This window comes from Serratia myotis (assembly GCF_027474885.1).
Classification (GTDB): domain Bacteria; phylum Pseudomonadota; class Gammaproteobacteria; order Enterobacterales; family Enterobacteriaceae; genus Serratia; species Serratia proteamaculans.
This window is the reverse complement of sequence record NZ_CP099707.1, coordinates 4,935,818-4,961,839: the sequence shown is the minus strand read 5'-3', so window position 1 is coordinate 4,961,839 and position 26,022 is coordinate 4,935,818. Positions and strand designations below refer to the sequence as shown.

At 55.9% G+C, this 26,022-nt stretch carries 24 protein-coding genes; 10 read left to right on the top strand and 14 right to left on the bottom strand.

All coding sequences use genetic code 11. The features are described 5' to 3' along the window. Window positions 1-68 precede the first annotated feature (68 nt). Window positions 69-491: a CidA/LrgA family protein gene (locus NHG65_RS23330; RefSeq protein WP_099063569.1), complete on the top strand. Its 423-nt coding sequence runs from the start codon at window positions 69-71 to the stop codon at window positions 489-491. Further along, on the top strand, window positions 484-1,173 hold the full coding sequence (locus NHG65_RS23325) for an LrgB family protein (protein WP_099063568.1): 690 nt from the start codon (window positions 484-486) through the stop codon (window positions 1,171-1,173). The genes NHG65_RS23330 and NHG65_RS23325 overlap by 8 nt, the downstream gene beginning before the upstream one ends. A gap of 59 nt (window positions 1,174-1,232) precedes the next feature. Here NHG65_RS23325 and NHG65_RS23320 read toward each other — a convergent pair whose 3' ends face one another. The 14 genes from NHG65_RS23320 to acuI form a co-directional block, all read right to left on the bottom strand. Continuing rightward, window positions 1,233-1,931, bottom strand: a complete 699-nt coding sequence (locus NHG65_RS23320) for a CTP synthase C-terminal region-related (seleno)protein (RefSeq protein WP_499182728.1) — start codon at window positions 1,929-1,931, stop codon at window positions 1,233-1,235. Window positions 1,932-2,050: 119 nt separating this feature from the next. After that, a complete protein-coding gene (gene lpxP / locus NHG65_RS23315; RefSeq protein WP_207977303.1) occupies window positions 2,051-2,971 on the bottom strand; it encodes a kdo(2)-lipid IV(A) palmitoleoyltransferase in 921 nt (306 codons plus the stop codon). Window positions 2,972-3,327: 356 nt separating this feature from the next. Next, window positions 3,328-3,624, bottom strand: coding sequence for a DNA-binding transcriptional regulator Fis (fis, locus tag NHG65_RS23310; protein ID WP_000462905.1), 297 nt, complete (start codon window positions 3,622-3,624; stop codon window positions 3,328-3,330). A 21-nt stretch (window positions 3,625-3,645) separates the two neighbouring features. Further along, a complete protein-coding gene (dusB, locus tag NHG65_RS23305) occupies window positions 3,646-4,611 on the bottom strand; it encodes a tRNA dihydrouridine synthase DusB (protein WP_037410551.1) in 966 nt (321 codons plus the stop codon). A gap of 386 nt (window positions 4,612-4,997) precedes the next feature. Then, window positions 4,998-5,732, bottom strand: a complete 735-nt coding sequence (locus NHG65_RS23300; protein ID WP_261428148.1) for a carbonic anhydrase — start codon at window positions 5,730-5,732, stop codon at window positions 4,998-5,000. 186 nt (window positions 5,733-5,918) lie between these two features. Continuing rightward, window positions 5,919-6,800: a 50S ribosomal protein L11 methyltransferase gene (gene prmA / locus NHG65_RS23295; RefSeq protein ID WP_099065502.1), complete on the bottom strand. Its 882-nt coding sequence runs from the start codon at window positions 6,798-6,800 to the stop codon at window positions 5,919-5,921. 12 nt (window positions 6,801-6,812) lie between these two features. Next, window positions 6,813-8,258 (bottom strand): sodium/pantothenate symporter, encoded by a 1,446-nt coding sequence (gene panF / locus NHG65_RS23290; RefSeq protein ID WP_499182727.1) that lies wholly within the window; start codon window positions 8,256-8,258, stop codon window positions 6,813-6,815. Continuing rightward, window positions 8,248-8,490, bottom strand: coding sequence for a YhdT family protein (locus NHG65_RS23285; protein WP_099065504.1), 243 nt, complete (start codon window positions 8,488-8,490; stop codon window positions 8,248-8,250). The genes panF and NHG65_RS23285 overlap by 11 nt, the downstream gene beginning before the upstream one ends. Before the next feature lie 140 nt (window positions 8,491-8,630). Next, a complete protein-coding gene (gene accC, locus NHG65_RS23280; RefSeq protein WP_012147113.1) occupies window positions 8,631-9,980 on the bottom strand; it encodes an acetyl-CoA carboxylase biotin carboxylase subunit in 1,350 nt (449 codons plus the stop codon). A 10-nt stretch (window positions 9,981-9,990) separates the two neighbouring features. After that, window positions 9,991-10,455: an acetyl-CoA carboxylase biotin carboxyl carrier protein gene (accB, locus tag NHG65_RS23275; RefSeq protein ID WP_112347144.1), complete on the bottom strand. Its 465-nt coding sequence runs from the start codon at window positions 10,453-10,455 to the stop codon at window positions 9,991-9,993. 32 nt (window positions 10,456-10,487) lie between these two features. Then, complete coding sequence (aroQ, locus tag NHG65_RS23270; protein WP_020832079.1) at window positions 10,488-10,940, bottom strand: type II 3-dehydroquinate dehydratase; 453 nt, start codon at window positions 10,938-10,940, stop codon at window positions 10,488-10,490. Window positions 10,941-11,181: 241 nt separating this feature from the next. Next, window positions 11,182-11,781, bottom strand: a complete 600-nt coding sequence (gene msrQ / locus NHG65_RS23265; RefSeq protein WP_099065506.1) for a protein-methionine-sulfoxide reductase heme-binding subunit MsrQ — start codon at window positions 11,779-11,781, stop codon at window positions 11,182-11,184. Beyond that, on the bottom strand, window positions 11,782-12,783 hold the full coding sequence (gene msrP, locus NHG65_RS23260) for a protein-methionine-sulfoxide reductase catalytic subunit MsrP (RefSeq protein ID WP_261416442.1): 1,002 nt from the start codon (window positions 12,781-12,783) through the stop codon (window positions 11,782-11,784). A 123-nt stretch (window positions 12,784-12,906) separates the two neighbouring features. Beyond that, window positions 12,907-13,884: an acrylyl-CoA reductase (NADPH) gene (gene acuI, locus NHG65_RS23255; protein WP_099065508.1), complete on the bottom strand. Its 978-nt coding sequence runs from the start codon at window positions 13,882-13,884 to the stop codon at window positions 12,907-12,909. 286 nt (window positions 13,885-14,170) lie between these two features. Here acuI and csrD point away from each other — a divergent pair, with 286 nt between their 5' ends. The 8 genes from csrD (at window position 14,171) to nit1 (ending at window position 26,022) form a co-directional block, all read left to right on the top strand. Further along, a complete protein-coding gene (gene csrD, locus NHG65_RS23250; protein ID WP_499182726.1) occupies window positions 14,171-16,102 on the top strand; it encodes an RNase E specificity factor CsrD in 1,932 nt (643 codons plus the stop codon). Between the two features lie 412 nt (window positions 16,103-16,514). After that, on the top strand, window positions 16,515-17,558 hold the full coding sequence (gene mreB / locus NHG65_RS23245) for a rod shape-determining protein MreB (protein ID WP_085119693.1): 1,044 nt from the start codon (window positions 16,515-16,517) through the stop codon (window positions 17,556-17,558). A 94-nt stretch (window positions 17,559-17,652) separates the two neighbouring features. Continuing rightward, a complete protein-coding gene (mreC, locus tag NHG65_RS23240) occupies window positions 17,653-18,657 on the top strand; it encodes a rod shape-determining protein MreC (RefSeq protein ID WP_099065510.1) in 1,005 nt (334 codons plus the stop codon). Then, window positions 18,654-19,142 (top strand): rod shape-determining protein MreD, encoded by a 489-nt coding sequence (mreD, locus tag NHG65_RS23235; RefSeq protein ID WP_012147104.1) that lies wholly within the window; start codon window positions 18,654-18,656, stop codon window positions 19,140-19,142. Before mreC ends, mreD begins: the two co-directional genes overlap by 4 nt. Window positions 19,143-19,152: 10 nt before the next feature. Next, window positions 19,153-19,737 carry a Maf family protein gene (locus NHG65_RS23230; protein ID WP_207977309.1) on the top strand — a complete coding sequence of 195 codons (585 nt, stop codon included), beginning with the start codon at window positions 19,153-19,155 and terminating at the stop codon, window positions 19,735-19,737. Between the two features lie 38 nt (window positions 19,738-19,775). After that, entirely contained in the window at window positions 19,776-21,245 is a 1,470-nt protein-coding gene (gene rng / locus NHG65_RS23225; protein ID WP_012147102.1) for a ribonuclease G, read from the top strand. A 104-nt stretch (window positions 21,246-21,349) separates the two neighbouring features. After that, window positions 21,350-25,165: an AsmA2 domain-containing protein YhdP gene (gene yhdP, locus NHG65_RS23220; protein WP_499182725.1), complete on the top strand. Its 3,816-nt coding sequence runs from the start codon at window positions 21,350-21,352 to the stop codon at window positions 25,163-25,165. Continuing rightward, on the top strand, window positions 25,162-26,022 hold the full coding sequence (gene nit1, locus NHG65_RS23215) for a deaminated glutathione amidase (RefSeq protein WP_099065513.1): 861 nt from the start codon (window positions 25,162-25,164) through the stop codon (window positions 26,020-26,022). The genes yhdP and nit1 overlap by 4 nt, the downstream gene beginning before the upstream one ends.

Here is a 26,022-nt window from a genome sequence, read left to right as displayed (position 1 = left end):
TCATTTCATGGGAGGTTTCCTGGCTGCGTATACTGTAAACCGTGAATTTTTGTTTAAGGTCATCTTTCATGTTACTGGCGTTACGCCATGCTGCTCCCTCTCTGCTGGCCCGCTTGCAGGTGCCGATCCAGGTTGTCTTATACGCGGTGTTATTTTTGATTGCCGATCGACTGGTGCAACAGTTTCATCTGCCGCTGCCCGCCAATATTATCGGCATGTTAATGCTGTTGGCGCTGATCTTGCTGCGTATTCTGCCGTTGAACTGGGTCAGGGCCGGTTCACGCTGGCTGCTGGCCGAGATGCTGCTGTTCTTCGTCCCGGCGGTGGTGGCGGTGGTTAACTATGCCCAGTTGCTGATGGTAGAAGGCTGGAAGATTTTCCTGGTGATTGCCGTCAGTACCACGCTGACGTTGGGCGCGACGGGTTTGGTGGTCGATCGAGTGTATCGACTGGAAGTCTGGCTGCAGCGGCGAAAACAGCGCGATGAATGATTTTACCCTTGGCATCGTCTGCTTTCTGGTGACGCTGGCGCTGTACTTCGCCAATAAAAAACTCTACCGCCGCCGCCGTACCTTACTGCTGATGCCACTGGTGCTGACCCCGATGATCCTGGTGCTGTTGCTGGTGGTCACCCATATTTCGTATCAGGATTACATTGGTGAAACGCACTGGTTGCTGTGGCTGTTGGGGCCGGCGACTATCGCCTTCGCGGTGCCGGTGTACGAGAATCTGCATATCATTCGCCGCCATTGGCTGTCGCTTAGCGCCGGGGTGTTGACGGCGGTGCTGGTGGCGGTTTACAGCTCAGTATGGCTGGCACGCCTGCTGACGCTGCCGGAAGAGGTGCAACGCAGTCTGGCGGTGCGATCCATCACCACGCCGTTTGCACTGGAAGCCGCCAAACAGATGGGTGGGCAGGCGGATCTGGTGGCGCTGTTCGTGGTGATCACCGGGGTGTTCGGCATGGCGGTGGGGGACATGTTGTTCCTGCGGTTGGCGGTGCGCAGCAGTCTGGCGAAAGGTGCCGGGCTCGGGGCATCGTCGCACGGTGCCGGTACCGCAAAAGCTTATGAGATGGGCCAGGAAGAAGGGGTTGTCTCCAGCCTGGTGATGATGTTGGCAGGGATTATCACGGTGATTGCCGCCCCGCTGATAGGGCAACTGATGTGGTAAGCCTGCGGTTGTATTGCCGATGGAGGGCCATATCGACATGGCCCTCATTATCCGCTTTGTCAGGCCGTTGCAGCGGTCTTGATCAGTTCCACCACCAACGGGGAAAGCTCGTTACGTAATGCCGCACGTTCGGACTGGAACAGCGTGGCAGCGTAAAAACGGTGCCCCGGCAATTCGACTGACCGCACGTCACCTTCGCTGTCATGGCCGCTGATAATCAGCGGATGCTGGTGTAGATCGGCGACAAACTCCGGGTTAACGCCGAAGTTACAGTGGTAGCCTTCATGCGTTTCCAGCTTGCCGTAGGCTCGGGCTGCCAGCGTATTCGGTTGGAAAAGAATGGCACCGCTTTTTTCGACCAGCGAACAACTCAGCGGAGCAATCACCAACCGGCCACCGCTGTCGGTTTCAGCATGTCCGGCATCATGCCAGCCCATGACGTTACGGGCGTATTCCACAATCGCATACTGGAAGCCACCGCAGGAGCCGAGGAAGGGGACGTTCTGCTCACGGGCATGGCGGATCGCCATAAAGACACCGTCGTCATGATTATACGGGCTGCCGGGTACCACCCAGATCGCATCATAGCCTTGCAGTACCGAGGGGGCAGTAATGGTTGCTGTGGGCAGCCAGTGAGATTGGATATCGACGTTAAGGTGTGTGGCGGTAAGCTGGAGAGCAATAGGGATGGCCTGGTGAGAAACGGCCTCGGGTTTGTAGTCACCGACCAGAGCAATGCGAACTTGAGTTTTCATCATTTCCTTTTCCTGCGCGGGTAAAAAAGGAGATTACAGTAAAGCCGAACGCCAATCTGTAGTTTTCTAAATGCGGCGCACAAAAAAGCCCGGCGTTGGCCGGGCTCGGTTTGGGGCTTGGCTCAGTACAGCGACGGGGCGCCGGCCGGCCGGGTTTTGAAGCGACGATGCAGCCACATATACTGCTCTGGCGCGCGCATGATCTCTTTCTCAACCACTTTATTCATGTAAGCCGCGGCAGCGATCTCGTCGCTGATCGGGTAATTTTCCAGTGCCGGTTGGATCAGCAGATCATAACCACGGCCTTTCTCGCGACGGATCAGCACCACCGGCACCAGCGCAGGTTTGGCCAGGCGTGCCAGCATATAGGTCCCGCTGGTGGTAGCGGCCTGATCGACGGCGAACAGCGGAGCAAATACGCTGCCACGTGGGCCGTAGTCTTGGTCCGGAGCGAACCACACGGCTTCACCGCGTTTAAGAGCCTGAACCATGCCGCGCAGGTCTTTGCGATCGAGCATGGCCTTGTTGGAACGCATACGGCCTTTGGTTTGTGCCCATTCCATTGCTTTATTGTTGTGCGGGCGGTACATCGCCATCATCGGCTGACACAGGCCCATGGCACGGCCGCCCAATTCCAGCGACATAAAGTGCACGCCAATCACTAGCACGCCGCGTTGATTCTGCTGGGCTGCTTTCAGATTATTGATACCAGAAACGTTGAACCAGCGTTTGACGCGTTTATCTGACCAGAACCAGGCCATACCGGTTTCCAGCAGGCCCATGCCGAGGGATTCGAAGTTGCCTATCACTTTGCGTTCGCGCTGCGCCACGTCCATGTCCGGGAAGCACAGTTCCAGGTTACGGCGAGTAATGGAAACCCGGCGCTTCAGGAATCGCATCGAGGTGCGGCCCATCCACATACCGAGCTTGTGCAGCACCGGGTAGGGGAGTTGAACCAGTAAGAACAGGAAGGCCAGGCCGAACCAGGTAAGCCAGTAGCGCGGATGCAGCAGTGCCATTTTGAATTTTTGCGGACGCTTCATATGAACTCATTTATGCATTAATTAGGGGCAGCAACCTGTAACGCACAAGGATCCCCTCAATTGCGGTACGACCACTCAGACACCCAGACATCACTATCGTTTAGCCAGATTCCATAATTGACTAAATCTTTACACTCGAAGGGCGGTTCGCGCTGCTATCAGGCTTCGGAGGGATGCTGTAGGCCCGCGAAGGCGGCTCCAGGAATGTATATTGTAACACAGAATACGGCCTGATAAGGAGGCGTGGCATGCGAATATTCTCATTCGCATTGACATCACTTTGGCAGAAGGCCCAATAAGAAAAAGGCGCCGCCTCTTGCGAGGTTGCGCCTTTTCAACATGCAAACTGACTAGTATCAGTTCATGCCGTATTTTTTCAATTTCTTACGCAGCGTACCACGGTTGATGCCCATCATCAGGGCGGCACGGGTCTGGTTGCCACGGGTGTATTGCATCACCATGTCCAACAGTGGCTGTTCAACTTCAGCCAATACCAGCTCATACAGATCGTTAACGTCTTGACCGTTCAGTTGAGCAAAATAGTTCTTCAGTGCTTGTTTCACCGAGTCACGCAGAGGCTTTTGAGTCACTTGGTCCTGTGAGTTCACGGTAGAAACGGTCAGTACGTCAGAATTTACGCGTTGTTCGAACATAGTTCTGTCAGCTCTTTTTTGTTACGCAAGATTTTCGAAATATGCCTCCAACGCCTCCAGCTGTTCGCTGGCATCCTCTATGGCGTTGAATGTGCGCCGAAACTGGTCATTCGGGGCGTGCTCCTGGAGATACCAGGATACGTGCTTACGAGCAATCCGGAATCCCTTGCCTTGGCCGTAAAAGCCGTGCAATTCCCGAATATGCCCTATCAACAAACGCTTAACCTCGCCAAGCGGCGGAGGGGGCAGCAGTTCCCCAGTGTCCAGATAATGCTGGATTTCCCGGAAGATCCAGGGTCTCCCCTGAGCAGCGCGGCCTATCATCAGGGCATCAGCCCCAGTGTAGTCGAGCACTGCTCTGGCTTTATGCGGGTCAGTAATGTCGCCATTCGCGATAATCGGAATGGAAACACTCTGCTTAACTGCCCGAATGCTGTCGTACTCCGCGTTGCCGTTGAACAGGCAGGCACGGGTTCGGCCATGAATCGTCAGGGCCTGTATACCACAGTCTTCGGCCAGTTGGGCAATCTCTACACAGTTACGGTGTTCTGGTTCCCAGCCGGTGCGAATCTTAAGTGTTACCGGCACATCCACAGCGTTAACTACCGCGTGGAGGATCTGTTTAACCAGATCCGGGTACTGCAACAATGCAGACCCTGCAAGCTTCCGGTTCACTTTCTTGGCCGGGCAACCCATATTGATGTCGATGATTTGTGCGCCACTGGCCACGTTAATACGCGCCGCAGCGGCCATATCATCTGGATCACATCCGGCAATCTGCACGGAACGGATCCCTGGTTCATCACTATGGACCATACGCAGACGCGACTTATCCGTCCGCCACACCTCCGGATTGGAGGAGAGCATTTCGGATACAGCCATCCCAGCACCCATTGCATGACATAGGGCTCTAAATGGGCGATCTGTAATGCCGGCCATCGGGGCCGCAATCAAGCAATTTGTAAGCTGGTGGTGTCCAATGCGCATAGACAAAGAGTAACCATACTGTGTCCGCAAGGGCGCGTATATTACGCATTTTTGCGTTGAGATGAAAGGCCAAACTTTGACCAATCAGGCGCTATTTGGCAATAAAAATGCACCTCGTCAGGATCTATAAAAATATTATATATATTTAACAATGAGTTGACGAAATATGGTTAATTTGCGTGCAATAAAATATTCCCCACACAACAGAATTTTATCTGTAATGAGTCTCGATTCAGCTGGATATTGACAGTATTTCAGGGCATTTATCAGGGTATTCCGTTGAGAATAGGCACAATTACGTTGAAGCTGCGTGGTGAGGGTTTTGGTGTAAAGCGGTCTGGTTCACCACCGGCCATGACACCGGCGGTGAAGTCTTCCCTATAGCCTTAGTCGATGATAACGCGGCCATTCAGCGGCTGTAGCGGGCGATTGTTCGCATGCTGTACTGCGGTGCGGAATTGGGCGATCTGCTCAGCTGACGCGCTGACGGGCTTATCCAGTACCATCCAGCTTACGCCTTCAGAACAGGGGGGAGTGGTCAACGAACCGCTGAACCGATAGAAGTTAAACCTTTTTGGCAGCAGGACTTTGATATCCAGCGGTGTAGTCAGTACTGCAGTCTGACCGACGGCTGTCGGTATCTGCTGCCAGGCCCGCGCCAGTTGCGAATTGGTTTTGCCTTGCTGGAACATCAAAGCCAGCACCGCCAACTCACCTTGCTGGTCTTTATAGACAAAGTGCGCCTCCAGCGGGAACTGCTTGCCATCAATTTCGTTTTCGCTGGGGGCGTGGAAGTGAAATTGCTGCAGCGTGAAAGTGTCGTTATCCAGAACTAAAGTATTGCCGCCGCTAACGTTAACCTGCAGGGTATGGCCGTTATTGACGATCTGTTGCTTGCCTGGTTGGAAAGCGAGTTTCAGTTTGTCGTGTTGGGTTTTCAGCGCGCCCTTAATATTCACCGGTGACTGGTTTTTACCGGTTTCGCACAGCGAAAAGTCCGGGGAAAGTTTGCCCCAGTGTGCCGGATCTTCCTGACCTTCATAGCCCCAATGCGCTTGCTCTGCCGCACCCGCCGAAAAGCAGGAGACCATTAAAACGGCGACTAATATTTTCCCTTTCATTGCCAATCCTTATTTAAACAACGTTAATCTTCTGTGGCGGCCAGCGACTAAAAAAACCGGCGGTGATCGCGCCTGCAGCAGAATACGCTCGCTTTTTGTCAGGATAAATCAGTGAAATCTTGGGGCGAAAAAAAACCACCGTAACCTGTTAAGTTATCGGTGGTTTTTATCAAAGCAAAAAGGGAATTAGTTACGTTGACCGGTAATACGGCACCATTCTTCGCGTTCTGCGACCGGATCGAGCGTGAATTTATCCTCATAGGCTTGCGCCACGCTCGCGGCCTGGGTCGCCAGTACGCCGGACAGGCCCAGATAGCCGCCGGACTTCGGCAGGCAACCGATCAGCGGTGCCAGCTCACGTAATGGGCCAGCCAGGATGTTGGCGACCACCACGTCGGCCAGCAGATCGGCCGGTTGGTCTTTTGGCAGATACAGCTCCAGACGCTCTGAAACGCCGTTACGCTGCGCGTTGTCGCGGCTGGCCTGAATGGCCTGGGGATCGATATCGATGCCGATAGCGCGCGCTGCACCGAGTTTCAGTGCGGCAATTGCCAGGATGCCGGAACCGCAGCCGAAGTCGATAATGGTTTTACCGGCCAGATCGAGGCCGTCCAGCCACTGCAGGCACAGCGCCGTCGTTGGGTGGGTGCCGGTACCAAACGCCAGGCCCGGGTCGAGCATCACGTTGACCGCGGTTGGGTCGGGCACGTCACGCCAGCTTGGGCAGATCCACAGACGCTCGCCGAAGCGCATCGGGTGGAAGTTATCCATCCACTCACGTTCCCAGTCTTTATCTTCCAGCTGTTCGATCTTGTGGCGGAAACCGGCGCCCAGCAGCGGATGCTGTTCCAGCATGGCCACCACTTCAGCCATATCGGTTTCGGCGTCGTACAGGCCGATCACATCGGTATCGCCCCACAGTAGGGTTTCACCTGGCAGCGGTTCGAACACCGGATTGTCGTGGGTGTCCTGAAAGGTCACCGAGACCGCGCCGCTTTCAACCAGTGCGTCGCTCAGGTCTTCTGCCTGGCTGCCGGTGGTGTTCAGTTTGAGTTGGATCCAAGGCATAGCAATTCTCTTTTAAGAGGGTAATGATGACGCCGCCCGACGTTTTTCGCCTACGACGTTACCGATATAAAATGCCAACAGGCCAAACAGCAGTGAAGGCACGATAGGGTGCAACCCCGCCAACTGCAGCTTGAAGCTGGCCAATAGCGTATAGCATACCGCACCCGTCACCATTGAGCTAAGTGCTCCCTGCGCGTTGGCGCGTTCCCAGTACAGGCCCAGCACCAGTGGCCACAGGAACACCGCTTCCAGGCCGCCGAACGCCAGCAGATTCAGCCAGATGATCATTTCCGGTGGTCGCCAGGCCGCCAGCAGCACCAATAAGCCAAGGATTAGCGTGGTCAGGCTGGAGAAGCGTTTGATCAGGCGTTCGTTCTGCATTTGCTGCGGCCGTACGCCAAGGTAGAGATCTTTAATAATAGTGGCGGATGATTGCAGCAATTGGGCATTAATGGTCGACATGATTGCCGCCATCGGCGCAGCCAGGAAGATACCGGCGGCATATGGCGGCAGCACGGTGATCATCAGCGTTGGGATCACCTGATCGGGGATCTTCAGATCCGGCAGTACCGCACGACCCAGCGCGCCGGCCAAATGCATGCCGAACATCAGCACCGCCACCACCATGGTGCCGAGGATGATGCCGCGATGTACCGCCTTGCTGTCTTTGTAGGAGATGCAGCGCACCGCCGTATGCGGCAGGCCAATCACGCCAAAGCACACCAGGATCCAAAACGATGCCATAAACGGCAGGCTGAGGATCTGTTCACCGCCCTGCGGTGACACCAGTGCCGGGTCAATCTGCTGGAGTTTGTCCACTGCGCTATGCAGACCGCCGGCGGCGTGGATCACCGCAACCAGTAACAGCACGGTGCCGATCAACATTACCAGACCCTGCATGGCGTCGTTCAGCACGCTGGCACGAAAGCCGCCAAAGGCGGTATACAGCGCAATGCTGATGCCAAAGATCAGCAGACCGGTGTCGTAAGGGATACCGGCGGCGGTTTCCAGCAGGCGTGCGCCGCCGATAAACTGCACCGTCATGGCCCCCAGGAACGCCACCAGCAGGCTAAGACTCGCCAGCCAGACCAACAGACGGCTTTGGTAACGGCCGTACAGCATGTCGTTCAGGGTGATGGCGTTGTAGCGGCGCGCCAGAATAGCGAATTTTTTGCCCAGTACACCGAGCGACAACCACACCGCCGGCAGTTGGATCATCGCCAATAGCACCCAACCCAGGCCGTATTTATAGGCGGCACCGGGGCCACCGATAAACGAACTGGCACTGATATAGGTGGCGGTCAGCGTCATGGCCAGCACGAAGCCGCCCATCGAGCGGCTGCCAAGGAAATATTCGCTGAGGAAGTTGCCGGTTTGACGACGGCTGTACGCGTAGACCGACAAGCCAAACACCAGCACCAGATAGCCAACCAGCGGCAAAATGACTTCAGTTTGCATCGCCGTCCTCCAGCGAAATATCACGGAATACGCCGCGTACCATCAGCCAGCACAGGCCGATAAACAATAGCGGGACCAGCAAACAGGCCATTTCGAACCAGTGCGGCAGGCCGGTAATACCGGATCCACTGTCCGGCAGGTAGGCTGCCAGTGACCAGGCCAGCAGATACAGCAGCGTCAGACCGAGCGCCCATCGTGCTTCGCGGTGGGCTTGAATAAAGCGTGTTTCCATCAGTGTTCCCCATAGGTTTACGGTGATGGTTTTGCCAAAGGTAAGGAATTCTACGGCAAGGCCGGCTTTTGCCAAGCCGTTACAAAAGAAAAAGGCCGGTGATTAACCGGCCTTCTGTCAGGCGATGCGAATAGCCTGCCTTAGGTTTCCTGCAGACCGAGCTTCTTCTCCAGATAGTGGATGTTGGTGCCACCGTGCTGGAAGTTTTCGTCGCTCATGATCCGCTGCTGCAGTTCAACGTTGGTTTTGATGCCATCGATGATCAGTTCAGCCAGGGCGTTCTTCATGCGGGCAATTGCCACGTCACGGTTTTCACCGTAAGTGATCAGTTTGCCGATCATGGAATCATAGTACGGCGGTACGGTATAACCGGCGTAAATATGAGATTCCCAACGCACGCCGAAACCGCCTGGCGCATGGAAACGGGTGATCTTGCCTGGGCTTGGCAGGAAGGTGTTCGGGTCTTCGGCGTTGATACGGCATTCCACCGCGTGGCCGTGAACCTTCACTTCATCCTGTTTGATCGACAGCGGTTGACCGGCAGCGATACGCAGCTGCTCTTTGATCAGATCCACGCCGGTGATCATTTCGGTAACCGGGTGTTCAACCTGAATACGGGTGTTCATTTCGATGAAATAGAACTCGCCGTTTTCGTACAGGAACTCGAAAGTTCCCGCACCGCGGTAACCGATCTCAACACAGGCTTTCGAGCAGCGCTCGCCGATGTAACGGCGCATTTCGCTGGTGATGCCTGGTGCTGGTGCCTCTTCAACCACTTTCTGGTGGCGGCGCTGCATGGAGCAGTCACGTTCAGCCAGATAGATGGCGTTACCCTGACCGTCGGCCAAAATCTGAATTTCGATATGGCGTGGGTTTTCCAGGTATTTTTCCATGTAAACCATGTCATTGTTGAAAGCCGCTTTGGCTTCCGCTTTTGTCATGGAAATGGATTGCTCGAGGTCTTTGTCGCTGCGCACAACGCGCATGCCACGGCCGCCGCCGCCGCCAGATGCCTTGATGATCACCGGGTAACCGATGCGCTTGGCGAAGGCCCGGTTTTTATCCATGTCATCGGTCAGCGGGCCGTCGGAACCAGGTACGCAAGGCACGCCGGCTTTCTTCATGGCGTTGATGGCAGAAACCTTGTCGCCCATCAGGCGGATGGTTTCGGCTTTCGGGCCAATGAAGATAAAGCCGGAGCGTTCGATCTGCTCGGCGAAGTCAGCGTTCTCAGACAAGAAGCCGTAGCCCGGGTGGATCGCCACTGCGCCGGTGATTTCCGCCGCAGAGATGATAGCCGGGATATTCAGATAGCTTTTTACCGATGGCGCAGGACCGATACACACAGTCTCGTCAGCCAGCAGTACGTGTTTCAGATCGCGATCGGCTGTGGAGTGCACGGCAACGGTTTTGATGCCCAGCTCTTTACAAGCACGCAGGATACGAAGCGCGATCTCGCCACGGTTGGCGATAACAATTTTATCAAGCATGTTCGCCTCGTTATTCGATGACGACCAGTGGCTCGTCAAATTCTACCGGTTGGCCGTTCTCTACCAGGATGGCTTTCACCACGCCGGATTTATCCGCTTCGATCTGGTTCATCATTTTCATGGCTTCAACGATGCACAGCGTGTCGCCGGCATTCACTTTCTGGCCAACTTCGATGAAGGATTTCGCATCCGGGCTTGGTGTGCGGTAAAAAGTGCCAACCATTGGGGAACGGACGATGTGGCCACTCATGGCCGCTGGTGCTGCAGGGGCTTCAGCTGGCGCGGCAGCCACGGCGGTAGCCAGAGCTGGCTGCGGCTGTGCCGGCATTGCGTATGCCTGCGGCATCATTGGGTAAGACTGTACCGGTGCGGCACGGCTGATGCGAACCGACTCTTCGCCTTCAGAGATTTCCAGTTCAGAAATGCCTGATTCTTCAACCAGTTCGATCAGTTTCTTGATTTTACGAATATCCATGAGTGTGATTCCGTACTCTTTTTGCGTAGCAATTAGTGGGTTTTCGACAGACGGTTAACCGCTGCCTGTAAAGCAAATGTGTAGCCATCTGCGCCGAGGCCGCAAATCACACCCACCGCAATATCGGAAAGGTAGGAGTGATGGCGGAAAGGCTCGCGGGCATGCACGTTGGACAGGTGGATCTCGATAAACGGGATCTGCACCGCCAGCAATGCATCTCGCAGCGCCACGCTGGTATGCGTGAACGCGGCAGGGTTGATCAGAATAAAATCTGTATTGCCGCGCGCCTGGTGTATGCGGTCAATGAGCGCATGTTCGGCGTTAGACTGCAGATGGCTCAGGGTAATATCCAGTGCGGATGCCTGGTTTTCCAATCCGTTAACAATCTCTGTTAGCGTCGTGCTACCGTATTTCTCCGGTTCACGCGTCCCCAGCAGATTCAGATTGGGGCCGTTCAGAAGCAAAATGTGAAACTTATCCGCCATTGTGCTGGTATCTCCGGCAATAAAACCATCATCGTAGAAAATAACCCGATGTCACCGATTTGTCACCTGTTAAGGGGGAAATTCACCCTGAGAACAGGAACAAGGTCGGGCATTATAACGATATCGTAGCAATTCGCAGCTAAATACTGGTCTTATCAGCGAAGATATTCAACCCTAAACCCGCAAACTGGCCAGGCTGTTATCGCATTATGAGGGGTAGAACACAGAAAAGTTCCGCCTGTTAACGCCACCAATTGCGGAATTTCTTGTATCTCAGTGCCAGCAGCACGACGGCCAGCAGGGCATAAATGAAGGGCTGTGGCGAAAAGGTTTTGACCGACCACAGGTAATGAATCGGTGCCAGGATCGCCACCAGATACACCAAATTATGCAGCGTTTGCCATTTGGCGCCCAGTTTGCGCATCGCCCACAGCGTCGAGGTCGCGGCCAGCGCCAGCAGGATCAACCAACTGATAATGCCGAGCGTCAGGTAAGGGCGGGTAACCAGTTCGCGCCCCAGCAGGCCGATATTGCTCAGCCCCAATTCCAGCGTCGAATAGCTTATCAGATGCAGCGTGGCCCAGGCAAAACACCAGAGCCCCACCAGGCGACGGCAACGAATCAGCAGTGGTTGGCGGGTATAGCGTGCCAGCGGGGCGATCATTAAGGTGGCCAGCAACAGCTTCAGCGTCATTCTGCCGGTAAAGTGCTGAATATCCTTGGCCGGATCGGCGCTAAACCAACCCTGATCCACTGACAGTACCAGCCAGAGAAAAGGCAAAAATGCCGCCAGATAAATGGCGACCTTGATCCATTTGATATGGGTTGGAGTCAAACGCACTTAGAAATTCTCCCGCAGATCCAGGCCGCGATACAGTGAGGCCACCTGTTCGGCATAGCCGTTAAACAGCAGCGTTGGCTGACGTTTAACATCCAGAATGCCGCCGGAGCCGATAAAGCGCTCGGTGGCCTGCGACCAGCGTGGATGATCGACGTGCGGGTTCACATTGGCATAGAAACCGTATTCATTAGGCGCAGACTGATTCCAGGTGGTCGGCGGCTGATCGCGCACCAGACTGATATGGACGATCGACTTGATGCCTTTAAAACCGTATTTCCATGGGGTGATCAAGCGCAGCGGCGCACCATTCTGCGGCGGCAACGTTTTGCCGTACACGCCGACGGTCAGCAGCGCCAGCGGGTTCATCGCCTCATCGAGACGTAGCCCTTCAACATAGGGATACTTCAGCCCGCCGCCGATAAAACGGTCTTTCTGGCCCGGCATCTGTTCTGGATCGTACAGCGTCTGGAAGGCGACGTAGCGCGCGTTGCTGTTCGGTTCCGCCAGCTTGATCAGCTTACCCAATTCAAAGCCAATCCACGGCACCACCATCGACCAGGCTTCGACGCAACGCATGCGGTAAATGCGCTGTTCCAGCGGGAAGCGTTTGATTAAGTCATCGATGTCCAGCGTGATCGGTTTGGCGACTTCGCCGTCGATGCGCACCTGCCAGCCTTCGGTTTTCAAACCGCCGGCATTGGCCGCCGGATCGGCCTTATCCAGACCGAACTCGTAGAAGTTGTTGTAGCCGGTGACCTTATCTTCCGGCGTCAAGGCCAGTTGGGCCTGCCAGGCTGCCGGCGTGCTGAATTCCAGCGGTTTGCCCGGCGGTGCCTTGGGCCGATCGTGACCTTTAAACCATGACAGCAAATCGGCCTGTGCGTTAAGCGGCAGGGCCAGTGACGCGGCGGTGATGCCTAACGCCTGCAACACTTTTCGCCGTTGATAAAACACGCTCTCTGGCGTGACATCGGCCTCAGTTAATTTAGGTTGTTTGCTCATGCTATTTTTCTCCGAGAATATGAAGTAAGCATGGCGTGAAACCAGGCCTTATGCGAGAGACCGCGGGAAAATATGAAATTTCGCAGACGGGACATGCCCCCCGTTGTTGGGGGGCGTTCAGGCTTAGCGGACTTTCACCAGAGTACGGCCGGTGACTTTGTTATCCAGCAGCGCGGCAGCGGTGGCCGGTGCCTGTTCCAGCGTGATTTCCTGGGTGGCTTGCTGATAGAAGCTGTCTGGCAGGATACCGGCCAGGCGTTCCCAGGCGGTTTGACGGCGATGCAGCGGGGTGTGCACCGAGTCCACGCCTTGCAGGCGTACATTGCGCAGAATAAATGGCATCACCGTGGTCGGCAGGTGATAACCACCGGCCAGGCCGCAGGCAGCGACAGTACCGTTATAGTTCATTTGCGCCAACACTCGTGCCAGCATAGTGTCGCCGACGGTATCGACTGCACCGGCCCACAGTTGTTTTTCCAGCGGGCGCGGGGCTTCGAGATAGCCGCTACGCGACAGCACTTCTTTGGCACCGAGTGCTTTCAGGTAATCGGTATTGCTTTCGCGGCCGCTGATTGCCGTCACGTGATAGCCCAGCGCGGCCAGAATAGCGATCGCCGTGCTGCCTACGCCGCCGCTGGAGCCGGTAACCAAAATGTCGCCGTCATCCGGGCGCACACCCCCTTCTTCCAGCGCCATCACGCACAGCATGGCGGTAAAACCGGCGGTGCCGAGGATCATCGCCTTGCGTTCATCCAACCCGTTTGGCAGCGGCACCAGCCATTCGCCGGAGACACGGGCCTGTTCCGCCAGGCCGCCCCAATGGTTTTCACCCACGCCCCAGCCGGTAAGCACCACGCTCTGGCCTTCTTTAAAGCGATCGTCACGGCTGTGGCGCACGGTACCGGCGAAGTCGATGCCTGGCACCATCGGGAAGTTGCGTACAATCTTGCCTTTGCCGGTGATCGCCAACGCGTCTTTATAATTGAGGCTGGACCAGTTGACGTCTACCGTGACATCGCCGTCGGGCAGTTGATCGCTGCTGATATCTTTGACTTGAGCCAGAGTTTGATCGTCTTGTTGTTCCAATAACAGTGCACGCATGTCACTCTTCCTCTCGTTAGCTAATTTTCTGAATCTGTCTTTAATTGACTATATGCATATAAGAATTGTATGTCCTGATTAAAGACAAAAAAGGGTGATTGAAGGTTTTCTTCGTCGACGATGCTTGGTAGCTTGAGCGACATGAGTTGTCGGCGAGTATCGTCAGGGCAAAGCCAGTGAATCATTAAAAAATCAGGGTGTTGTATTGGATTCTTTTGAGCGAATTCGGGGCCTTTATACGACCAAAGGTGAAAATCCACGTAACGATAACGGACAAGGCACAGGGATGCGATTCACCACCAAGCTCTCTGCATTGATCACCCTGCTGGTTGCTTTGGCGATGTTTTTGATGCTGATGGGCTGTTCATACAGTTACTTTTACGTCACTCAGGAGCGACTGGAGCGCCGCTTCGACTCGCTGATGACTTCGCTCGATCAGGCGATGTTGCATGAACCTCCGCAGGAGCAGGAAAAATGGCTTCCTCTGGTGATGCGCCCACTCGGGATCGTGGCCGTCAGCGTGGATACCAGCCACAGCAAGCTCCTTTCTTATAATCTGCCGACGCTAAAGCAGCCCTGGGAGTCACTCAATGGCTACCGGCAAGTTTCACTGCCGCTGATGCAGCATCCCGGCGCTTCGCTACGCATTACCTATATTGACCCTTTCGCCAGCGACGTACGTTCTCTGCAATCCACTGCGGCCGTCACGCTGTCGATCGTTATCATGGTGGTGATCCTGCTGTTCAGTTTACGTTGGCTGCGAGAGCAGGCTGATGGGGAGGACAGGCTGGAGCGCCGTGCCCGCCGCATTCTTAATGGCGAGCGGGAGAGCGTGATGCAGGGCGACGTACGTGAATGGCCGGCGAACGTCAGCGGTGCGCTCGATCGTCTGTTGGCGGATCTGACGGAAGCGCGCGAGGAGCGCAGCCGGGTCGATACGCTGATCCGCGCCTTTGCCGCGCAGGACGCCAAAACCGGGCTGAACAACCGATTGTTCTTTGATAACCAACTGACCACCCAACTGGAAGAGGAAGGCTCGCACGGCATCGTCATGATGGTGCGATTACCCGATTTCGACACGCTGCGGGAAATCCACGGTAACAGTGCGGTACAGGAACTGATGTATTCACTGGTCAATCTGTTGTCGACCTTCGTGATGCGCTATCCGGCGGCGCTGTTGGCGCGCTATTTCCACAGTGATTTCACCGTGCTGTTACCGCACCGCACGTTGAAAGAAGCTGACGGTATCGCTTCACAGCTGGTTCACGCGATTGATGCCCTGCCTTCAACCGCACTTATCGATCGCGAAGCGTTTTTGCATATCGGCATCGTGGCATACCGCAGCGGGCAAACCACCGAGCAGGTGATTGATTACGCAGAGCAGGCCACGCGGCATGCCACGCTGCAGGGGGAAAACGGCTGGTATGTTTACGACAGCCAGGTGCCGGAAAAAGGGCGCGGCAGCGTCAAATGGCGCACCCTGTTGGAGCAGGTGTTGGCGCGGGGTGGCCCGCGGTTGTACCAGAAGCCGGCGGTGACGGTGGACGGAGAAGTCCATCACCGTGAGATCATGAGCCGGATTTATGACGGTACCCAGGAACTGCTGCCATCTGAATATATGCCGCTGGTACAGCAGTTGGGGTTGGCGGAAAGTTACGATCGTCAGCATCTGAGCCGCATCCTTCCTTTATTGGCACTGTGGCCCGAAGAAACGCTGGCATTTACGCTGTGCGTAGACTCTTTATTGCAGCGTTCTTTCCAGCGCTGGCTGCGAGATAGCCTGCTTCAGTGTGAAAAAAGTCATCGTCGGCGAATTCTGATTGAACTTGCAGAGGCAGACGTGTGTCAACATATCGACCGTTTACGTCCGGTGCTGAGATTACTCTCAGGATTGGGCTGTCGTCTGGTGGTGTCCCAGGCGGGGTTAACCGTGGTGAGTACCTCCTATATCAAGTCCTTACCGGTGGAACTGGTTAAGCTCCATCCTGGTTTGGTGCGGAGTATTGACCGGCGTGATGAAAATCAGCTGTTTGTTCAGAGCCTGACGGGTGCCTGCGAAGGCACCAGCACCCAGGTTTTTGCCGCCAGCGTGCGGACGCGCAACGAATGGCAGACGCTGAAAGATCGCGGGATCCTCGGTGGGCAGGGCGACTTTTTCGCGTCGCCGGAACCGATAGACGTAGGGCGCAAAAAATATTCGCGTCGTTATCGCGTTTAACCTGAATGCCGGGCAAAAATTGACGTAGAATGAGCGCCAATTCATCTGGGCTATTTTATCTGTCTTTTTGGGATAACCCCCAAACTGCCTGCGACAATGACGCCTATTTGATATAGGCTCTTGTCAGTCCTTTTCTGTTGAGCGTTGGTAGGTGCTTACCACCAACGGCAATCAGGGAATATGTTAGATTTTATGAGCTGTGTTACGCCGTTTCGTGCGCTGACAGGGTGGTAAACTGAGCCTTTGTTCAGGGAATTCAGGCCTCATCCAATTTCCGTGCATTCGAGCAGAAACAATACAGACTATTTTTCACCGAAGTAGAACGTTTTTGCGCCTTGTCGCTGCTTCGTGTGGTTGGTAAAGTAGGCGGATTTTATTTTCCGCCCCCAGCTTGCAGGATTATCCTTTAGTTATGTTTAAGAAATTTCGTGGCATGTTTTCCAATGACTTGTCCATCGACTTGGGTACCGCCAATACCCTGATTTATGTTAAAGGGCAAGGCATTGTACTGAACGAACCTTCGGTGGTTGCCATTCGCCAGGATCGTGCCGGTTCACCCAAGAGCGTTGCGGCCGTGGGTCATGAGGCTAAACAAATGCTGGGGCGTACGCCCGGCAATATCGCGGCTATTCGTCCGATGAAAGACGGCGTTATCGCCGACTTCTTCGTGACTGAAAAAATGCTGCAGCACTTTATCAAACAGGTTCACAGCAACAGCTTCATGCGGCCAAGCCCGCGCGTGCTGGTGTGTGTGCCGGTCGGCGCAACTCAGGTTGAACGTCGTGCGATCCGCGAATCCGCCCAAGGGGCCGGTGCGCGTGAAGTGTTTCTGATCGAAGAACCTATGGCTGCGGCAATCGGTGCAGGCCTGCCGGTTTCTGAAGCGACCGGTTCAATGGTGGTGGATATCGGTGGTGGTACTACTGAAGTCGCGGTGATCTCACTGAACGGTGTGGTTTACTCTTCTTCCGTGCGTATCGGCGGTGACCGTTTCGACGAAGCCATCATTAATTATGTGCGTCGTAACTATGGCTCACTGATTGGTGAAGCGACGGCCGAACGTATCAAACACGGCATCGGTTCCGCTTATCCGGGCGATGAAGTGCATGAAATCGAAGTCCGTGGCCGTAACCTGGCTGAGGGCGTGCCGCGCGGCTTTACCCTGAACTCCAATGAAATCCTCGAAGCGCTGCAGGAGCCGTTGACCGGCATCGTCAGTGCGGTGATGGTAGCGCTGGAGCAGTGTCCGCCGGAACTGGCTTCCGACATTTCCGAACGCGGCATGGTGTTGACCGGTGGTGGCGCATTGCTGCGCAACCTGGATCGCCTGCTGATGGAAGAAACCGGTATTCCGGTCGTCGTGGCAGATGATCCGCTGACCTGCGTAGCTCGCGGTGGCGGCAAGGCGTTGGAAATGATCGACATGCATGGCGGCGATTTGTTCAGCGAAGAATAGTCAGCCCCAGGAAGGAGGAATCGTATCGGATGAATGCGCAAAGCGAAAATCAGGTACGGTTCCTCTTTCTGTTGTCGAGGAACACGCATAATTTATGAAGCCGATTTTTAGCAGGGGGCCTTCCCTGCAACTACGACTTTTTTTGGCAGTGATTGTGGCTATTTGCCTGATCGTTGCCGATAGCCGTCTCGGTACGTTCGTGAAAATACGTAACTACATGGACACGGCTGTCAGCCCTTTCTATTTCCTGGCCAATGGGCCACGCAAAGTTTTGGACAGCGTTTCAGAAACGCTGGCTACCCGCCAACAGCTGGAGCTGGAAAACCGGGCTCTGCGACAGGAACTGTTGCTGAAAAACAGCGATGTTCTTCTTCTTGGCCAATTCAAGCAGGAAAATGCCCGTTTGCGTGAGCTGTTAGGCTCGCCGCTGCGCCAGGACGAACACAAAATGGTCACCCAGGTGATCTCGACCGGTTCCGATCCTTACAGCGATCAGGTAGTGATCGACAAAGGATCAGATAACGGCGTTTATGAAGGTCAGCCGGTCATCAGTGATAAAGGCGTGGTCGGTCAGGTGGTGGCGGTGGCGAAGGTCACCAGCCGCGTGCTGCTGATCTGCGATGCGTCACATGCACTGCCGATCCAGGTGTTGCGTAACGATATCCGGGTGATCGCCGCAGGCAGCGGTTGTGCCGACGATTTACAGCTCGAGCATCTGCCAAACAATACCGATATTCGCGTGGGTGATGTACTGGTTACCTCCGGCCTGGGCGGTCGCTTCCCGGAAGGTTATCCGGTGGCGGTAGTGTCCTCGGTCAAAGTGGATAATCAGCGTGCCTACACGGTGATCCAGGCACGCCCTACGGCGGGCCTGCAGCGCTTGCGCTACCTGTTATTGCTGTGGGGTGCCGACCGTAATGGCGATATGCCGTTGCCGCCGGACGAAGTGCACCGTGTTGCCAACGAGCGCCTGATGCAGATGATGCCGCAGGTGCTGCCGCCGGCCGATTCTATGGGGCCGCCAATGCCTCTGCCGGCACCGGCAACCGGCGCTGCCGTACCGCCAACCGCTGCACCGGCCACTGGAGTCACCCAATGAATCGCTACCGCAGTAATGGGCGCTGGATAATCTGGCTGTCATTCCTGGTGGCGCTGGTGCTGCAAATCATGCCGTGGCCGGAACAGATCTACATGTTCCGACCTTCCTGGCTGGCATTGATCCTGATCTACTGGGTGATGGCGCTGCCACACCGGGTTAACGTCGGCACCGGCTTTGTGCTGGGGCTGATTATGGATCTGATCCTCGGTTCGACGCTGGGCGTGCGAGCGCTGGCGCTGGGGATCATTGCCTATCTGGTCGCGTTCAAATTCCAACTGTTCCGCAACATGGCCCTCTGGCAACAGGCGCTGATCGTGGTGCTATTGTCCCTGGCGATGGACGTTGTGGTGTTCTGGGCCGAGTTTTTAGTGATCAACGTCTCTTTCCGCCCAGAGGTGTTCTGGAGTAGTGTGGTAAACGGCATTTTGTGGCCGTGGTTATTCCTGCTGATGCGCAAAATCCGCCGTCAGTTCGCCGTACAGTAAGGGTATATCAATGACTTCGCTTTATCTGGCCTCCGGCTCTCCCCGTCGACGTGAATTACTGACCCTGTTGGGCGTGACGTTTGAAATCATCCTGACGGATACCGAAGAACAGCGGCAGGAAGGAGAAGCTGCCGAAGCCTATGTGCGTCGTTTGGCGCAGGATAAGGCCAGAGCAGGCGTGGCACTGGCTCCACAGGATTGTCCGGTGCTGGGCGCCGACACCATTGTGGTGCTCAATGGTCGGGTATTGGAAAAACCGCAAAACGAAGCGCATGCGGCCCAAATGCTGGCGGCGCTGTCGGGTAAACAGCATCAGGTGATGACCGCGGTGGCGATCGCCGATCGCCATGACGTTCTGTGCCAGCTAGTGGTGACAGACGTGACATTCCGCAACCTGTCACAGCAGGATATCTGCGACTATATTGCAACGGGCGAACCGATGGATAAAGCGGGCGCCTACGGAATTCAAGGAAAGGGTGGTTGTTTCGTCAGAACGATAACCGGGAGTTATCACGCGGTGATGGGCTTGCCGTTAGTCGAAACACATGAGCTGCTCAGTCATTTTGTCGCATTACGTGATGTAAGAACCGGTTGATGGGCGCTGCCATTATCGACCGGCTCTGAGGAGAAGGCATGACAGCTGAGCTACTGGTTAATATCACACCGTCTGAAACGCGGGTTGCCTATATTGATGGCGGCATCCTGCAAGAGATCCATATCGAGCGCGAATCCAAGCGCGGCATCGTCGGCAATATTTATAAAGGGCGCGTCAGTCGCGTGTTGCCGGGTATGCAGGCGGCATTCGTCGATATCGGCCTGGACAAAGCGGCCTTCCTGCACGCCTCCGATATCATGCCGCACACCGAATGTGTTGCCGGTGATGAGCAGAAAAATTTCCACGTGCGAGATATTGCCGAACTGGTACGCCAGGGGCAGGATCTGATGGTGCAGGTGGTGAAAGATCCGCTGGGCACCAAAGGCGCACGTCTGACTACCGACATCACTTTACCTTCGCGTTACCTGGTGTTCATGCCGGGGGCAGCGCACGTTGGCGTTTCGCAGCGTATAGAAAGTGAAGCCGAGCGCGATCGCCTGAAAAAAGCCGTCGCCGGTTACTGCGATGAACTGGGTGGATTTATCATCCGCACCGCGGCAGAAGGCATTGGTGAAGAAGAGCTGTCGCAAGACGCCGCCTTCCTCAAACGGCTGTGGACCAAGGTGATGGAGCGTAAAAAACGCAACCAGACCAAATACAAACTGTACGGCGAGCTGGCACTGGCGCAGCGTATTCTGCGCGACTTTGCTGGAGCGGCGCTGGACAGGATCCGCGTCGACTCGCGCCTGACCCACGATCTGCTGGTGGAGTTTACCGGTGAGTACATCCCGGATATTACCGCCAAGCTGGAGCTGTACACTGGCAGCCAGCCGATCTTCGACCTGTACGACGTCGAAAACGAGATCCAGCGGGCGCTGGAGCGCAAGGTTGAGCTGAAATCCGGCGGGTACCTGATCATCGACCAGACCGAGGCGATGACCACCGTGGATATCAATACCGGCGCCTTTGTCGGCCATCGTAATCTTGATGAAACCATCTTCAATACCAATATCGAAGCGACCCAGGCGATTGCCCGCCAACTGCGGCTGCGCAACCTGGGCGGCATTATCATCATTGACTTCATTGATATGAACAATGACGAGCATCGTCGTCGGGTGTTGCATTCACTGGAACTGGCGCTGAGTAAAGATCGGGTAAAAACCACGATTAACGGCTTCTCTCAGCTAGGCTTAGTGGAAATGACGCGTAAACGCACACGCGAAAGCATTGAACATGTGCTGTGTCATGATTGTCCTACCTGTCATGGACGCGGCACCCTGAAAACTGTGGAAACCGTGTGCTACGAAATTTTGCGTGAAATTGTGCGCGTGCACCATGCTTATGATTCAGATCGTTTCCTGGTTTATGCCTCTGCGGCGGTGGGTGAGGCGCTGAAAAGCGAAGAGTCCCATGCGCTGGCCGAAGTGGAAATCTTTGTTGGCAAACAGGTGAAGGTGCAGATCGAACCTTTGTACAGCCAGGAACAGTTTGACGTTGTCATGATGTAGTTCGCCTGTTGGCGACCAAAGTCCGATATGGGTGGGGCTCAGCGTGCTGGGCCCCCCATGCATAGATATTCCCGTTGCCAGGCAGCGGAAGCAAGGAGAACTGCGTGAGGCGACTGCCTGGGATTTTGTTAGCTACAGGCGCCAGTCTGATTGTCGTCGTGGCGTTGTTGATCAGTGGGCTGCGCTTGGCGCTGCCTGAACTGAACAACTATCGCCCGCAACTGTTGGCCAAGGTCGAAAGCCTCTCCGGCGTACCGGTCCAGGTCGACTTTATGCAGGGAAGTTGGGAAACCTTCGGCCCGCAGCTGGAAATGCGCAACGTACGCGCCACGCTGCCTAAAAGCAACCTGCGTATTGAACGTGTTACGCTGGCACTGGATGTGTGGCAGTCGCTGCTGCACTGGCGCTGGCAATTCCGCGATCTCACCTTTTACCAACTCCAGTTTGATCTCAATACTACCCTGGGTGGCGACGAGCACCAGGGCAGCACCATCGAGCCGGGGAAAGTCAGCGATTTACTGTTACATCAGTTGGATCACTTCAACCTGCGCGACAGCCGTATTTCATTCCTTACGCCCGCCGGTGCGCGCGCCGAGTTTGAGATCCCACAGCTTACCTGGCTTAACGGCCGCGATCGCCACCGTGCCGAAGGGCAGATTAGCCTGTCGACGCTGAATGGCCAGCATGGCGTGGTACAGCTGCGTATGGACCTGCGTGATAACCAGGGCTTATTGAATGTGGGTACGGTCTATATGCAGGCCGATAATATCGACATGAAACCCTGGTTCACCCGTTGGCTGCGCATTAATACCGGTCTGGAAAGCGCCGATTTCAGCCTGGCGGCCTGGCTGCAGATCAAAAACGGTGAGATTGCCGGTGGCAATGCGTTGCTGAAGCAGGGCGCGGCCAACTGGAACGTGGGGAAACAGCCACACCGGCTGGACGTGGACAATCTGGCGCTGACGCTCAGCCGCCAGGGGACCGGCTGGCAGGTCGAAGTGCCACAGTTAAACCTGGCCACCGACGGTCAGGCCTGGCCGCAGGGTAAGCTTTCGGCATTGTGGTTGCCGGAAAACACCGAGTTTATGGGGCCGGGGCAGACGGAAGAACTGCGCGTGCGTGCCTCCAATATTCAGCTAGAACGCCTGGCTGCGCTGTTGCCGACCTTCTCGTTCCTCAGCCCGGACGTACTTGATCGCTGGAACGATTTGCAGCCGCAAGGCCGGCTCAACGCGCTGGCATTAGATATCCCGCTGAAACAGCCGGAAAAAACCCGCTTCCAGGCCCGTTGGCAGGACGTCAGCTGGCAGCCGTGGAAACTGCTGCCGGGGATTAACCACTTCTCTGGCGCACTGAGCGGTGGCGTGGAGAATGGCCGCCTGCAGCTCGATCTCAACGACAGCACCTTGCCGTACGGCGATATGTTCCGTGCTCCACTGGAAGTCAGCAGCGCGCGTGGTGCGCTGACCTGGTTGAACAACGATCAGGGCTGGGAACTGGCGAGCAAAAATCTGGATGTGAAGGCCAAATCACTGTGGGTTAACGGTGATTTCCGCTACCAGCAACCGGCCAAAGGTGACCCGTGGCTGAGTATTCTGGCCGGTATCCGCCTGTATGACGCGGCGGACGCCTGGCGTTACTTCCCGGAACCACTGATGGGCAAGCACCTGGTGGATTACCTCAGCGGTGCCATTCAGGGCGGGCAGGTGGATAACGCCACGCTGCTTTACAACGGTGACCCACAGCATTTCCCTTACCGCAAACACGAAGGCCAGTTTGAGGTGTTTGTTCCGCTGCGCCACTCCACTTTCCAGTTCCAGCCGGAGTGGCCGGCGCTGACCGATCTGGCTATCGATCTCGACTTTGCCAACGAAGGGCTGTGGATGAATGCCCCGCAGACCAAGCTGGGCAAAGTGGACGGCAAGAATGTCACAGCCGTTATTCCGGACTACCTGAAAGAACGTTTGCTGGTTGATGCCGACGTGGCGGGCCAGGGCGCGGAAATCCATAACTATTTCGAACAAACCCCGCTGCACGATTCGCTGGGGGCGGCCCTGGATGAGCTGCAGATTGGCGGTAATGTCAGTGGGCGCTTACACCTCGATATTCCCTTGAACGGCGAGCTGGTTCGCGCCACGGGCGAGGTGGCGCTGAACAACAATTCACTGTTGGTGAAGCCGATTGAAAGTGAGCTGCAAAGGGTCAGCGGCAAGTTCCGCTTCGATAACGGCAACCTGAGCAGTGATACGTTGTCGGCCAACTGGTTCGGGCAACCGGTCGCGGTAAATTTCACCACCCTGGAAGGCAAAAGCGACTACAAGGTCAACGTTGGCCTGAAGGCCGACTGGCAGCCGGGCAAATTCCCGGGTATCCCGCAGGAAGTGGCCGATGCGTTGAGTGGCAGTGCTCCCTGGCAGGGTCAGGTTGCCATTGTCTTACCGCATAAGGGCGCAGCCAGCTATGACATTGGCGTTGATGCTGACCTCAAAAAAGTAAGCAGTCACTTACCTTCTCCGTTAGATAAACCGGCGGGTGAGTCCTTGCCGTTGAGCGTAAAAGTGAAGGGTGGCCTGAATGGATTCATGCTGACTGGCAACGCCGGCAAGCAAAATCATTTCAACAGCGAATGGACCTTCGCCAAACAGCAGGTGACGCTGGCGCGCGCGGCATGGCAAACCGAGGGCAGTGGGACCCCGGCGTTACCGGCCGGTAAATCACTGACGTTGAATTTGCCGGCGCTGGACGGTGAGAAGTGGCTGGGCCTGATGGCACCGGCGATGAAACAAAGTGGCGGTTCGGGCAAGGTGGGTGGTTTTAACTTCCCGACCACCGTAGCCCTGAAAACGCCGCAGTTACTGCTGGGCGGACAGGCCTGGCACAAGCTGACACTCTCGGCGGAGCAACAGCTCGGTGGCACCCTGATCAGCGCCAAGGGCGAGGAAGTCGACGGCAGCCTGCGAGTGACAGAACGTGGGCCGTGGCGTGCCGATATCAACTATCTTTATTACAATCCGCAGTTTAGCGACAGCAAGGGCACCCCGACCGCGGCAACCAACCCGTTGGCAGTGGTAGACAAGGTTTCCTTCCGTGACTGGCCGTCGTTGATGCTGCGCTGCAAGTCGTGCTGGGTGATGGGGCAAAACCTCGGCAAGGTGGAGGCAGATCTGGCCAATCAGGGCGATACCCTGACCCTGGAGCATGGCTTGATCGACACCGGCAAAGGGCGCATGACCGCCAGCGGCCTGTGGAAACAGAACGCTCAGGAAGAGCGCAGTTCGCTGAAAGGCAAGCTGCTGGGCGGCAAAATTGACGAAACCGCCGCTTTCTTCGGCATCACCACGCCGTTGAAAGGTGCGCCTTATGACATTGATTTTGATCTGTACTGGCGTGGCACGCCGTGGAAACCGCAGATGAGTACCCTCAGCGGTGCACTGAAGGTCAATATGGGCAAGGGAGAGATCGACAGCATGGGCGGCGGTCGTGCTGGCCAGCTGTTGCGTTTGGTCAGCGTCGACTCCTTGTTACGTAAGTTGCAGTTCGATTTCAGCGATACCTTCGGCAAAGGTTTCTACTTTGACTCCATCCGCAGCACCGCGTGGCTGAAAGATGGCATAATGCATACCGATAATCTATTAGTTGACGGACTGGCGGCGGATATCGCCATGAGCGGTCAGGTCGATTTGGCACGCCGACGGATTGATATGGAAGCGGTTGTCGCACCGGCTATTTCGACCACTGTCGGTGTCGCCACCGCATTCGTGATTAATCCGATCGTCGGCGCGGCGGTGTTTGCTGCCTCGCAGGTGCTGGGGCCGCTGTGGAACAAGATCTCACTGATTCGCTACCATATCAGTGGCGATCTGGACCAGCCGAAGGTCAATGAGGTGTTGCGTAAGCCAAAGGAGAAGAAGGCGCCATGAGAAATGCTAACGTTGCGTTGTTACAGTTGTGCAGTGGTGATCGGGTGCGTGATAACCTGGCCCAGATTGAACAGCAGATTAAGCAGCTCAATGCCGGGGTAAAACTGGTGATGACACCGGAGAACGCCCTGCTGTTCGCCAATTCCGCGGCTTATCGTGAACATGCGGAACACCAGGGTGACGGACCGCTGCAGAATGCGGTGCGCGAGATGGCGCGGCGCTATGGCGTCTGGCTGCTGATCGGCTCGATGCCGCTGGTCAGCCGTGAAAACCCTGCGCTGATCACCACCAGCAGCCTGCTGTTTGACGACCAGGGCGAGATCCGTGGGCGTTACGACAAGCTGCACATGTTTGACGTGGACATTAACGACTCTCACGGCCATTATCGAGAGTCAGATACCTATCAGCATGGCCAGCAACTCACGGTGGTGGATACCCCGGTCGGGCGGCTTGGCATGACCATCTGCTACGATCTGCGTTTCCCGGCGCTGTTCCAGGCGTTGCGAGCGCAGGGTGCTGAACTGATTTCCGTACCGGCGGCCTTTACCCGCGTGACCGGCGAAGCGCACTGGGAAATCCTGCTGCGCGCCAGGGCGATTGAAAACCAGTGTGTGATCCTGGCACCGGCGCAGGTTGGCAGCCATGGCCCGACTCGTCGTACCTGGGGCCATTCGCTGGCGGTGGACGCCTGGGGCAAGGTACTGGCTGAAAACCCGGATGCGGTCTCGGCATTGAAAGTCCGGGTCGATATTGCCGGGCTCAAAACGATTCGCGAGCAGATGCCGGTATTGCAACATAACCGATTCCAGACGTCGCTGACGGCGCCGTTTGACAAAAAATCCTCCATTAAAGAGTGA